This is a genomic window from Nakamurella sp. UYEF19 (assembly GCF_040546275.1).
In the GTDB taxonomy this organism is placed as follows: Bacteria; Actinomycetota; Actinomycetes; order Mycobacteriales; family Nakamurellaceae; genus Nakamurella.
This window is the reverse complement of the sequence record NZ_JBEPNO010000022.1, coordinates 85,741-95,249: the sequence shown is the minus strand read 5'-3', so window position 1 is coordinate 95,249 and position 9,509 is coordinate 85,741. Positions and strand designations below refer to the sequence as shown.

The 9,509-nt window shown below is 65.6% G+C and carries 11 protein-coding genes, 1 tRNA gene and 1 pseudogene; 4 read left to right on the top strand and 9 right to left on the bottom strand.

All coding sequences use genetic code 11. The features are described from left to right. Positions 1-106: 106 nt before the first annotated feature. A complete protein-coding gene (locus ABIB25_RS22890) occupies positions 107-883 on the bottom strand; it encodes a transposase family protein (protein ID WP_354530835.1) in 777 nt (258 codons plus the stop codon). Between the two features lie 184 nt (positions 884-1,067). Here ABIB25_RS22890 and ABIB25_RS22885 point away from each other — a divergent pair, with 184 nt between their 5' ends. Continuing rightward, complete coding sequence (locus tag ABIB25_RS22885; protein WP_502919886.1) at positions 1,068-1,280, top strand: integrase core domain-containing protein; 213 nt, start codon at positions 1,068-1,070, stop codon at positions 1,278-1,280. Positions 1,281-1,318: 38 nt separating this feature from the next. Here ABIB25_RS22885 and ABIB25_RS22880 read toward each other — a convergent pair whose 3' ends face one another. After that, positions 1,319-1,810, bottom strand: coding sequence for a hypothetical protein (locus tag ABIB25_RS22880; protein ID WP_354530834.1), 492 nt, complete (start codon positions 1,808-1,810; stop codon positions 1,319-1,321). Further along, positions 1,807-2,298, bottom strand: coding sequence for a GNAT family N-acetyltransferase (locus ABIB25_RS22875; RefSeq protein WP_354530833.1), 492 nt, complete (start codon positions 2,296-2,298; stop codon positions 1,807-1,809). The genes ABIB25_RS22880 and ABIB25_RS22875 overlap by 4 nt, the downstream gene beginning before the upstream one ends. Positions 2,299-2,430: 132 nt before the next feature. On the opposite strand from ABIB25_RS22875, the gene ABIB25_RS22870 reads away from it, so the two are divergent. Continuing rightward, positions 2,431-3,042 carry a TetR/AcrR family transcriptional regulator gene (locus tag ABIB25_RS22870; RefSeq protein WP_354530832.1) on the top strand — a complete coding sequence of 204 codons (612 nt, stop codon included), beginning with the start codon at positions 2,431-2,433 and terminating at the stop codon, positions 3,040-3,042. 253 nt (positions 3,043-3,295) lie between these two features. On the opposite strand, the pseudogene ABIB25_RS22865 reads toward ABIB25_RS22870, so the two are convergent. From ABIB25_RS22865 to ABIB25_RS22845, 5 genes and pseudogenes are all read right to left on the bottom strand, one after another. Beyond that, positions 3,296-3,475, bottom strand: a pseudogene (locus tag ABIB25_RS22865) (helix-turn-helix domain-containing protein); the annotation flags it as partial. A gap of 394 nt (positions 3,476-3,869) precedes the next feature. Next, positions 3,870-3,944, bottom strand: a tRNA-Ile gene (locus tag ABIB25_RS22860). 10 nt (positions 3,945-3,954) lie between these two features. Further along, on the bottom strand, positions 3,955-4,773 hold the full coding sequence (locus tag ABIB25_RS22855; RefSeq protein ID WP_354530831.1) for an ABC transporter ATP-binding protein: 819 nt from the start codon (positions 4,771-4,773) through the stop codon (positions 3,955-3,957). A gap of 48 nt (positions 4,774-4,821) precedes the next feature. Further along, the gene (locus ABIB25_RS22850; RefSeq protein ID WP_354530830.1) at positions 4,822-5,841 is read right to left on the bottom strand and encodes a FecCD family ABC transporter permease; all 1,020 of its coding nucleotides are present in this window, start codon (positions 5,839-5,841) and stop codon (positions 4,822-4,824) included. A 5-nt stretch (positions 5,842-5,846) separates the two neighbouring features. Next, positions 5,847-6,890 (bottom strand): FecCD family ABC transporter permease, encoded by a 1,044-nt coding sequence (locus tag ABIB25_RS22845; protein WP_354530829.1) that lies wholly within the window; start codon positions 6,888-6,890, stop codon positions 5,847-5,849. 156 nt (positions 6,891-7,046) lie between these two features. On the opposite strand from ABIB25_RS22845, the gene ABIB25_RS22840 reads away from it, so the two are divergent. Both ABIB25_RS22840 and ABIB25_RS22835 read left to right on the top strand, forming a co-directional pair. Continuing rightward, positions 7,047-8,066 carry an ABC transporter substrate-binding protein gene (locus ABIB25_RS22840; protein ID WP_354530828.1) on the top strand — a complete coding sequence of 340 codons (1,020 nt, stop codon included), beginning with the start codon at positions 7,047-7,049 and terminating at the stop codon, positions 8,064-8,066. Further along, complete coding sequence (locus ABIB25_RS22835) at positions 8,063-8,968, top strand: siderophore-interacting protein (protein WP_354530827.1); 906 nt, start codon at positions 8,063-8,065, stop codon at positions 8,966-8,968. The genes ABIB25_RS22840 and ABIB25_RS22835 overlap by 4 nt, the downstream gene beginning before the upstream one ends. Here the strand turns inward: ABIB25_RS22835 and ABIB25_RS22830 are convergent. Further along, a complete protein-coding gene (locus ABIB25_RS22830) occupies positions 8,931-9,359 on the bottom strand; it encodes a pyridoxamine 5'-phosphate oxidase family protein (protein WP_354530826.1) in 429 nt (142 codons plus the stop codon). The two genes, ABIB25_RS22835 and ABIB25_RS22830, sit on opposite strands and share 38 nt — an antisense overlap. Positions 9,360-9,509: the final 150 nt, after the last annotated feature.

Sequence of the window (9,509 nt, the reverse complement as noted above, 5' to 3'; positions counted from 1 at the left end):
CCGCGGAACGCAATACACGAGTGACGAATTCGCACAGTGCACAGCAGAATTGCACATTCTGCGATCGGTTGGCCGCACCGGTATCTGCTACGACAGTGAGGTCTATTCATAAGGCTGTGGCGAGTTGAAAGAATATCAATCCGCGAATAGCGTCCAGCGTGTCTTCGAAAGTTTCGACTGGGCGGCGGTAGTCGGTGTGCAGAGTCCTCCAGGTTTTCACGTTGGCGATGACGCGTTCGATCGTCGCGCGGAGCTGATGGATCGGTTTGTTGTTGGCTTTCTGGTGGTCGGTCATGTCCTGGCCTCGTGGCTTCTTCTTGGGGGTGATGATGCCGGATCCTTGGTAGCCCTTGTCGCCGATGGCGTTGCCGGTGCGGACGCTGGTGAGCATGCCCGGCAGGTCGAGTTGACGGACGGCTTCGGCATCGTGGGTGCTTCCGGCGAGCGGCGCGGACAGGTACACCAGTCGCGGGTCCAGATCACTGGCGACTTGGATGTTGTGACCGGTCGTCTTGTGTTTGCCCGAGTACAGCTCCTGATGGTCGGCCCACGACCAGCAGGGCATCAGCGTGCCGTCCACCAGCAGCGTTGTGCCCTTCGACGCTGCTTCGGGGTCAAGTAAGTACACCCTGAGCAGCCAGGCCAGCAACGGCGTGAGTCGGCCGATGGTGCGGGATACCGTCGGCTGGGACAGGTGGAAGATCTCGCCCAGAAACTCCTGGGTGATGTTCTTGCGCAGGGACATGATGCACAGCCTCACTTGCTGCTCGAGCGTCAATCGGATCGGTCGGCCGGTTCCTGTCGGTGGTGTCGCGAATTGCCTGATGACGTCGAGCAGCACCCAAAATTGGTTCTCGGTGATCCGCGTTGTACGCTTCTTCATGTGGTGGCCCGTTCCTCGAATTTGAGAATTAGTCTTCGCAAACCAATTCTCGCAATTCGGTCGGGCCATCACCCATTCCGACACGCAGTTTCGCTCATCGCTTTCAGTTGGGTTATTCCGGCCAGGATCGGTTGCTCGGGCCCACGCCGGATTCAGGTCGCAATTCGTCACAACGGCGTTATGAATAACCCTCAATGCTTGGGCGGAATCGTTCAATGGAACGCTGAAGGTCGAGCGGGTCAATCGGACCAGCTATCCAACTCGGGAACACGCGCGTGTTGACATCACCGGCTACATTGAATTACGCTACAACCAACGCAGGTTGCACTCGTCGCTCGGCTACATCGCGCCGAACGAAGCCGAGAAGAATTGGTTCGACCAGCAGTCGGCAGCATAGATGACCACAAATTCAGTGTCCGGAATTTACCGGGCAGCTCAGGCGCTCACCTTTGCATTATGGCTCGGAGTCGGTCTTGGCTCCGACGTCGAGGGCAAGGGCTTCGAGATCCAGCTCCCGCCCCCGCTGACCGGCCCAGGCAACGATGTCATCCAAGGCCCAAACGTTGCCCCCATGACTAAAATATCGGGCGGTTCAGGAAAGCCCGGCTGCTCGGACAGCTGCACCGCTCGGCTGCGGCTGACATGCAGCATCTCGGCCAGCTCGGCCCGTCCAGCCAGTCGCATTCGCACAGGCGCCGCGACCAGGTACACCAGGGTGCCGGACCGCGGGAGCCCGAACTGGCCGAACATGTCGATCTCGTTCTGGTGGGCGGTGAACTTCGGAACCGCAGAGAGGATGAACACGAGCCCACGGAGGACGCGCACCACCGTTACGACCGTGATTGCGCGGCCACGGGCGCGGTTGCGGAACAGGCCGGCCGAGGCGACCCTGTGGGCCGTCCTGCGAACCGCGGCCGCCTTGGTCATGACTGTGCCTTGATCAGGTTCTTGTGGAACAGCACCATGTCGTCGCCGTCTTCGTAGTAGTCCGGCACCCGTGCCTGCTCGGTGTAACCGGACTTGACGTAGAAGGTGCGAGTCAGCTCGAAGTCGGGAATTCCGGAGGTCTCCACCAGCAGCAGCCGCTGCCCTCTGCCACCCAGTTCGGCTTCGACCTGGCGGAGCAGTGCCCCGCCGCGGCCTTGGCCTTGGCGGTCCATCCGGACGGCGATCATCAGGAGCGTCCAGGTGCGGTCCGTCGCCGGAACCGGCTGGTAGTAGGCCACTCCGACAGGCTTTTCCTCTCCACCGTCTCCGTCGTCGAGCAGGCAGGCGTGACCTCCGTCGCGGGTTCGTGCGAAGTACTCCGCCATGAGGGCCTGGACGGTGTCGACCTCGGTCTCCGGGAACAACCCGGAGGTGAAGGCCAGCTCGGTGATGGCCGGGATGTCGGACTCGGTTGCGGGGCGGATCATGGCTGCTCGCTTCTCCATTATTAGTACCGATCGGTACAGTGGCTTGACCGTACGGTACAGTCGCGACATGACGCAACCACAACTGCTCAGCCGTGGTGGTCAGCTGCCGCGCACGTTCGGACGGAGAAACCCATGACGGCACCCAGTACGGATCGTGGTCGATCCTCCCGCGCGCGCATTGTCGATTCCGCGGGCGATCTGTTCTACCGCCGCGGGGTCGCAGCAACCGGGCTGAACGAGGTAGCCGCGGCCTCGGGTACCGGCAAAGGGCAGCTCTACCACTACTTCAGGGACAAGCCGGACCTGGTTCTGGCCGTGGTGCAGGCCCAGGTCGAACGGACCCTGCAACCGCAACGATCACGGCTGGACGGTGTGACGAGCGTCGAGGACCTACGGGCCTGGGCCGACCAAGCCGTCGCCGCCCACCAGAGCGGCCGACCCGCCCGCTGCCCGCTTGGCGCTCTGGTGTCGGAACTCGCCGACGGAGACGAGGCTTTGCGCCAAGCGCTGGACGACGGCTTCGCACGCTGGCGCACACTGTTGGCCGCCGGTATCAGCCGTTTGCAGGACCGCGGATTCCTCCGGCGGGACCGCGAGCCCTACGACCTGGCAGAGGTGCTGTTGTGCGCCTACGAAGGCGGTGTTCTGATATCCGAGGCCCGCGGCGACACCCGACCTCTGCGCCTGGCCCTCGACGCGACACTCGATGCCATGCTGACCCCGGCCCAGAACGCCACAAGCTGAACCAGCGCAACAGGTACGACAACCGATCGCACTGAACAACGTTGAGACGATGGTAGGCACTCGAGAGGTGGCGCGACCCGGTCTGATAGACCGACATCCCGCCGGCCCTCGAACTTCAGATGAAGATGTTAACCGGGCGTTCGAAAGTCGAACGTCCTATCGGCCTCGGGGGCGGCACTCGCGTGGACCGCCGTGGTCCCGCGGCGGTCCACGCGACTTCAAGCCGTGATTGTCGGGCAGCAGCCAGGTGGTGTTGTTCGGCTCGGTGGACGGTGGATCGGCCGACCCCGAAGAGATCGGCAAGCTCCGAAGTGCTGTGCCCGCCAGCCTCGAAGAGACCGACCAGATCCGCCTCGTGGCGCGGGTTGAGCTTGGGTTGCTGGCCCCGCAGTCGGCCCTTCGCCTTTGCGACCTTCATTCCTTCGTTCCGTCGGAGGCCGACAGCAGCGTCTTGTCCTCATCAGTCCATGTGAGCTCGAGTCGTCCTGCGTGACGGGTGCTACCGGTGTGGCCCATCGTGTCCTGTCCGGGTAGGGATTGTGGCACCGATCATATTGGTTGAGTCGCCGGGCAGTCTGCAGCAATACAGTCCACAGAGGGGCCAAAGCAACATGCCTTCGCCGCGTGGAACGCGGGGGGACCGGCCGGCAGGCCGCGTGCTCGGAGGTTTAAGACTGATGCTGACGAGTTCCGGACGACGCCCGCATCTGGGCTCGCAATCAACCCGTGACGACGCCAGGTTGATCTTGGTTCGACACATGGGATTCCAATCTGGACACCTGGAGGCAAAACTGTCCAGATTGAACGACCTCATATATGCTCTGACGTGGGGCGAGTGGGGCTCGAACCCACGACCTGACGGATTATGAGTCCGTTGCTCTGACCAACTGAGCTACCGCCCCGACGGAAAGCCTACCTGCCCGCGATGGGCAGTTCGGCATCCGTCATCCGGGGCCGGGCAGTCGACAGGTGCCGGCTCACCGGCACCACCATCGGTGTCCCGCTGACCGGGTCGAGACCGACGTGGGCGCGCAGACCGAAGACGTCCTCGACCACCTCCTGCGTGATCACCTCGCTCGCGGGACCCTGGGCCACGATCCGGCCGTCCTTCATGGCGATCAGGTGGTCGGCGAACCGCGCGGCCTGGTTGAGCTCGTGCAGTACGAGAACCACGGTGGTGCCGCGGTTCCGGTTGAGCTCGCACAGCAGATCGAGCACCTCGATCTGGTGCGCCAGATCCAGGAACGTGGTGGGCTCGTCGAGCAGCAGGATGTCCGTTTCCTGAGCCAGAGCCATGGCGATCCACACCCGTTGGCGTTGTCCACCCGACAGTTCGTCCAGATGCTCGTCGGCCAGATCCAGGGTGTCGGTCGCGATCAGCGCCGCGGCGACCGCTTCGTCGTCGGTACTGGACCGCCGCCGAACCCAACCTTGTCGGGGATACCGACCGCGGGACACCAGATCCGACACCGTGATCCCCTCCGGCGCCACCGGCGACTGCGGGAGCAGGCCCAGGACCTTCGCCACCTCGCCGCTGGGTAATCGGTGCAGATCGTGACCGTCGAGCAGCACCGTCCCAGCCCGGGGCTTCAGCAGCCGGGCCAGGGCTCGCAGCAACGTCGATTTGCCACACGCATTGGCACCGACGATCGCCGTGACGAGGCCCGTCGGCACCTGGACATCCAGTCCCGCGATGATGTCGCGCGACTGGTACCCGACGGTCAACCCCATGGCGCCCAAAGTGTGTCGTTCTTCTGTCGGGTGGTGATCCATGGTGGGTCAGCCTCTCCGGCCGGTGGAACGTGAGCGGGCCAGGGTCCAGAGCAGATAGGGAGCGCCGACGGCTGCGGTGAGCACGCCGACCGGGACCTGGAGGGAGCCGAGCAGATGTGCTCCGGTGACGTCGGCGGCCAGCACGATCAGCGCCCCGAGGGCGGCGGCGGGCCAGTGCAAGTAGCCAGGACGACCGGTCAACCGGTACGCGAGAGGCCCGGCGACGAGGGCGACGAAGGCCACCGGTCCGGCAATCGCCACCGACAAACCGGCCAGGACCACTGCGAGGATGAGGGCCATCACGCGGGCTCGCTCGACCGCAAGACCCAGCGTGGTGCCGGTCTCGTCACCCAGTTCCAGCGCTCGCATCCAGCGTCGCAGCAGCGGTGCGGACACCAGGACGAGAAGTACGGCCACCAGGCCGATCCGCACGTCCTCCCAACGGGACTGGTTGAGGCTCCCGGTGAGCCAGAACAGCGCCCGCTGCGCTTCCAGCGCTGGTTTGGTCGTCAGGACGTAGGACGTGATCGACGTCGCGAAGGCCGCCACGCCGATGCCGATGAGGACGAGTCGGTAGCCGCTGACGCCGTCCCGCCAGGCCAGCCCGTACATCAGGGCTCCGGCGCCCAGCGCGCCCACGACCGCGATGACGGCGATCGCGGGTCCGGTGACGCCGAACGTCAGGATGGCGACGGCAACCGCCGAACTGGCGCCACTGTTCACCCCGATGATGTCGGGGGTCGCGAGCACGTTGCGGGTGACGGACTGGAAGATCGAACCGCTGATGCCCAACGCCGCTCCGACCAGCACTGCGCACAACGTTCGCGGCAGGCGAAGACTCTGCACCACAAACGTTGTCGAGCTGTCCCCGTGGCCGACCAGGCTCTGCAGGGTCTGCGCCCAGGTGAGCCGGAGGTCGCCGAGTGACAGTGCGAAGCAGAACAGCGTGCCGAGGGCGAGGAACAGGCCCGTCGTCACCAGCCGACTGCGGAACAGATGTCGGCGACGGGATGCCACCGACGGCATCGCGCTCACGGTCGGCCGGCGCGACGACGTCGCACGAGCACGACCAGCACCGGTGCGCCGACCAGGGCTGTCACCACGCCGACCTGAAGTTCCGACGGCTGGGCAACCACCCGGCCGACGATGTCGGACGCGAGGATCAGCACCGGACCGAGGAGCGCCGAGTACCGCAGGATCCAGCGGAAGTCGGGTCCGGTGATCAGCCTTGCCGCATGTGGGATCGCCAGTCCGACGAAGGCAATCGGTCCGGCCATCGCGGTGGCGCCACCACAGAGCAGGACGATGCCGACGGCGGTGACGGCCCGATCGACGTTGACGCGACGACCCAGCGATCGGGCGACATCGCCGCCGAGCGCCATGGCGTTGAGCATCCGTCCACGCGACAGCGCGACCACCACACCAAGAATCAGGAACGGCGCGATCTGCCGGACGACGTCCATGTCCCGACCCGCGATGGCCCCGATCTCCCAGAACCGGAACTGGTCGAAGGTCGTCACGTCGCGGAGCTGGATGACCGTGATCGCCGACTGGATCAGCGCTGTGAGCGCAGCTCCGGCGAGGGCAAGGGTCATCGGGGTGGCGCCGTCCCGACCCATCGACCCGATCGAGTAGACGACGACGGCCGCGATCGCCGCTCCCCCGAAGGCGAACCAGACGTAACCGGCCGGCTGACTGATCCCCAGGAACCCGATCGCGACGACCACCGCCAGCGACGCGCCCGCGTTCACTCCGAGCAACCCCGGATCGGCCAGCGGATTCCTCGCCAGGCCCTGCATCAACGCGCCGGCGAGGCCGAGTGCTACTCCCACGAAGAGCCCGACGATGGTGCGCGGGACCCGGAGTTGCCGGACGACGACCGCATCGACGTTGCCGGGGTCGGCCTGGGACAGGGCCTGCCACGCGGCCCCGAGCGGGATCGCGCGCGACCCGATCACCAGGCTGAGCAGACACAGGATGACCAAGACCGCGGCGACCAGGAACAGGCCGACCGCCAACCGGGTCCGCCGGACCGGACGGGCCAGAACATCTGGGGCATGGCGTGTATCGCTCACCGTCAGCAGATTTGCCCGCACACGTTTCCTTTGATTTAGGCTAGCCTTACCTCGTTTACTTGAGGCGAGCCTAACCTACTCACGCCGGAACTTGCCTATCGTCGACCCACCCCGAACTCATCCGAAACCGATTCGAAACACGTCCCAGGAGACAACATGACAGCAGTACCCCGCATCCACACCCGTCGCGATCTCCTGCGCACCGGTCTGCTGGTCGCCGCCGGCGCCGGCCTGGCCGCGGCCTGCGGGACGACCAGCACCGCCTCGCGGGCCGCGCCCTCGTCCGGTTCGGTCGCCACCGGATTCCCGATCACCACCGCCCACAAGTTCGGGTCGACCGTCACCAAGACCCAGCCCGCCCGTGTCCTGTCCCTCGGCTACACCGATCACGAAGTCCTGCTGGCGCTCGGCATCGTCCCGATCGGCGTGATCCAATGGATCCCGGAATGGAAGAAGGGCGTCTCCACCTGGACGGAGAAACTACTGGAGGGCACCACGCCTACCCTTTTCCAGTACGAGCTGGATTTCGAGAAGGCGGCGTCGCTCAAGCCTGACCTCATCTTCAACATCGGCTTCGATCCTGACCAGAAGACCTATGACACCCTGACCGCGATCGCTCCGACGGTCGCGCCGCCGAAGGACACGAAACCCTATGGGGTGGCATGGGAAGAAATGACCACGATGGTGTCGATCGCCGTCGGCCGAAAGGCGGACGGCGAGAAGCTGATCGCGGATACCAAGGCGCTCCTGGCCAAGACCGCGGCCGACAATCCGTCGTTCAAGGGAAAGACCGTTGCAATCGGAAACGTCTACCAGGGCGAGATCGGCTACTACACCAAGACCGATATCCGCAATCAGTTGCTGCGTGAACTGGGCTTCGTCGACAACAAATTCATCTCCGGCCTGACGGACGACAACTTCTACGGCACGCTCTCCCCCGAGAAGGTCGATTCGCTCGACGCCGACCTGTTGATCTTCTTCGGCGAGAAGGACACGACGCAGGCGAGCCTGCTCAAGGCCTATCCGTCGCTTGCCACCGTCCCGGCCATCAAGGAGGGCCGGCTGCTGCTGATGACCGACACCGAGGAGACCATGGCGTTCTCGGCAGCCTCGGTGCTCAGCATCCCGATCGCACTGGAAGCCCTGGTCCCGAGAGCCAGGAAGGTCCTGGGGTGACTACATCCATCGCCCCGCACGCCCCGTATCGGGCGTTCGACGTCGAGGTCGGGCGGATCGAGCACCTGACCCCGAGTTTCGTCCGGATCACCTTCACCGGAACCGATCTCCACGACTTCGCGGACAACGGCAACGACCAGCGCCTCAAGCTCGTGCTCCCGCTGGACGATCTCGGGTTCGAGCATTTTCCGCGGTCGGAAGAGTGGTACCGGGACTGGCGCCTGCTGCCCGAGGAGCACCGCAATCCGATCCGTACGTATACCGTGAGGGCGGCCCGGCCCGACATCGCCGAGGTGGAAATGGATCTCGTGCTGCACGGCGACGGCGGGCCCGCCTCGAGGTGGGCCGGTACCGCACGGATCGGTGACCGGCTGGTGCTGATCGGGCCCAACCGGCTGTGCCCGGGCGACACCACCGCGGCGGAATGGCGACCGCGCAGTGGCGCATCGCTGCTCATCGGCGCAGATCCGACCGCGGTTCCGGCGGCGTGCGCGATCCTGGCCGAGCTGGCCGAGGATGCCTGCGGTGTCGCCGTTCTCGAGGTTCCGACCGAAGCCGACCGCCTGTCGGTCCGGGCGCCGGCCGGCATTCGGGTGGACTGGCGGATCCAGGACGGCGCGCCGGGTGCAGCACTGGAAGCCGGGGTCAGGGCCGCCGTCCGTCATCTCGTGGCGGCGCCGTCCACCCCGGGCAGCGATCCGGGTGCGGCGGACACCGACGTGCTGTGGGACATACCGGTCGACGACACCGACGGCGCCGAGCCTGCGCCGCTCTACGCGTGGTTGGCCGGCGAGGCGAGCGCGGTGGTGCGGCTGCGGCGACACCTGGTCGCAGACGTGGGGGTGGACCGGAAGTCGTTGGCGTTCATGGGGTATTGGCGTCAGGGGAAGGCCGAGGGCTGAGCATTCGCCTGACCGACGGCGGCATCTCGATGCCGTCCCGCAGGTCGGGCGCGCGGGCCGGGGTGCCGTAGGTGGTGAGCATCGGAACCACCGCACTGCGGAAGTTCATCGAGGATTCGAACGCCGATCTGGCTACCACCAACGAATCGAGAACTGTCACCGCCAAGGAGGTCTCGACACCGTCGGCCAGAGCGCGCAGCCACGGAGACCCAGTCGATCCGTGCGCCAGCACACGGTCGCCGTCACGGGCGATCGCCGTCGGCAGGACCACCGGACTGCCGTCGACGATCAGCGCGAAATGCCCCACCCGCGAGCCGTCCAGAAGGGTGTGGAGCAACGACCGATCGGTCGAGCCCTTGTGCCGCATTCTGGTCAGCCCCACGTTGGTCATTGCCTCATTCTGGCCGATCGGGCGTGCCGATCCCCAAACGCCGCGATCCCGGGTCGACGTCTCGACCACGGCTGAGCGGCCGACCGGCCCGGAACCTCCCCTGGCCACCGCTGCCGGTGAGCACATGTTCACCGAGACAGAGGGCGCTTC

Excerpts from the sequence above, each read along its gene's own strand:
- ABIB25_RS22880 (WP_354530834.1), bottom strand. The coding sequence starts at position 1,810 with ATGACCAAGGCGGCCGCGGTTCGCAGGACGGCCCACAGGGTCGCCTCG.
- ABIB25_RS22870 (WP_354530832.1), top strand. The coding sequence starts at position 2,431 with ATGACGGCACCCAGTACGGATCGTGGTCGATCCTCCCGCGCGCGCATT.
- ABIB25_RS22850 (WP_354530830.1), bottom strand. The coding sequence starts at position 5,841 with ATGCCGTCGGTGGCATCCCGTCGCCGACATCTGTTCCGCAGTCGGCTG.
- ABIB25_RS22830 (WP_354530826.1), bottom strand. The coding sequence starts at position 9,359 with ATGACCAACGTGGGGCTGACCAGAATGCGGCACAAGGGCTCGACCGAT.
- ABIB25_RS22855 (WP_354530831.1), bottom strand. The coding sequence starts at position 4,773 with ATGGGGTTGACCGTCGGGTACCAGTCGCGCGACATCATCGCGGGACTG.
- ABIB25_RS22840 (WP_354530828.1), top strand. The coding sequence starts at position 7,047 with ATGACAGCAGTACCCCGCATCCACACCCGTCGCGATCTCCTGCGCACC.
- ABIB25_RS22875 (WP_354530833.1), bottom strand. The coding sequence starts at position 2,298 with ATGATCCGCCCCGCAACCGAGTCCGACATCCCGGCCATCACCGAGCTG.
- ABIB25_RS22890 (WP_354530835.1), bottom strand. The coding sequence starts at position 883 with ATGAAGAAGCGTACAACGCGGATCACCGAGAACCAATTTTGGGTGCTG.